Origin of the sequence: Weizmannia agrestimuris (assembly GCF_943193165.1) — a bacterium.
GTDB lineage: Bacteria > Bacillota > Bacilli > Bacillales > Bacillaceae_C > Weizmannia > Weizmannia faecalis.
The window spans coordinates 1-1,681 of record NZ_CALPDC010000098.1 but is presented as its reverse complement, the minus strand read 5'-3'; the positions used below and the strand labels follow the sequence as shown (position 1 = coordinate 1,681).

Here is a 1,681-nt window from a genome sequence, read left to right as displayed (position 1 = left end):
TTCCAGATTTGACAAGGATTTTGGCTACTTTTGTCGAATATAAAGTGTAAGGATTTCAAAGGAAACACGTAAAAAACCTTGCACTTGGAGGCTGTTACGATGTACAAAAAGACCGAACATCAATTAACTTTTGTAGATGATTTTTTTCTACCATTCGGTGGGAAATGAAATAAAGAAAATCGCTGGGTCCGTCTTGCTGAAATGATTCCTTGGTGGATGGCCGAAGAAAAGTATGCCAAGTCCTTCAAGAAGAAATTCAAAGGCGAAAAGGCTTATTCTGTCAGAATCGCTCTTGGGGCTCTTTATATCAAAGAACGGCTTGGGCTGTCTGACCGGGAAACAGTCGAACAGATCACAGAAAACCCGTATCTTCAGTATTTTATCGGCTTGCCTGAATTCCAGGAAAAAGCCCCATTCGACCATTCTCTGATGACTCGTTTTAGAAAACGTTTGGGCGCAAATATCATCAACGAACTGAATGAATGGATCGTTCTGGAAGAACAAAAACGCCAATTGGAAGAAGCATCTAAGGAAAACGACAACAATGATGATCAGGATCACGACGATGACGATCATGATGATGAAGATCGTAATGATCATGATCATGATCGTGGCGATCTTCAGCCTTCCGGTTCCGATTCAGAAAAGCATTCAACTGAATCGGCTTCTCCCAAAACGAAGAACAGAGGAAAGCTCATTTTGGACGCAACCTGTGCACCGGCTGATATTGCTTACCCTACAGACCTCGGGTTGTTGAACGAAGCCCGTGAGAAATTGGAACATATCATTGATGTCCTGCATGAACCACACAAAGGGAAATTACGTAAGCCACGGACCTACAGAAAAAGAGCCCGCAAGGACTATCTTTCTGTCGCTAAGCAACGTAAAGCTGGCGCCCGGAAAATCCGGAAAGCTGTAGGCAAACAGCTCGGATATGTGAAACGAGATCTGGAGATCATTAAAAATCTTGTTTCCCAAAGCTCTCTGTCTCTTTTAAGCAAAGATGAATACAGGCAACTTCTCGTGATTCATGAACTTTACCGCCAACAGGCAGAAATGTACAAAAAGAAAACACACCGGGTTGACCACCGGATTGTAAGCATTTCCCAGCCACATGTCCGTCCAATTGTGCGCGGCAAGGCAAAAGCGAACGTGGAGTTCGGTTCAAAAGTCGCCATCAGTGTCGTAGATGGTTATGCCTTGATTGAGCACCTCGACTGGGAAAATTACAATGAAGGGACCACTCTCAAGGAATCTGTTGAAAACTACTACAACCGGTTCGGATTTTATCCGGAAGCGATCTTGGCAGATAAAATTTACCGAAACCGTAATAATCTGGCATACTGCAAATCTCTTGGCATTCGTCTGAGTGGGCCAAGGTTAGGACGCCCATCCAGAACGGAAGACAAAACCTTGGAACGCGTCGCAAGGCAGGATGCCTCTGAACGTAATGCCGTTGAAGGCAAATTTGGCGAAGGCAAGCGCAAGTATGGGCTGGGCCTTATTCGAGCACGCCTTCAGGAGACCAGCGAAACAGTAGTAGCCCTTCAATTCTTCATACTGAATCTGGAGCGTAAGCTCAGGGTTCTTTTTTTTAAATTTTTACACAACACTATTTTATATTTTGATAATCGGAATTTGGCTTGTATCTGACCAAATTTGATTCGTTCAGCAAGCCCTA

At 44.0% G+C, this 1,681-nt stretch carries 1 pseudogene; it reads left to right on the top strand.

Annotated features, from left to right (window positions below):
• Positions 1-99 precede the first annotated feature (99 nt).
• Positions 100-1,653: pseudogene (locus NFR98_RS15700) on the top strand (IS5 family transposase).
• The last annotated feature ends 28 nt before the right edge of the window (positions 1,654-1,681 follow it).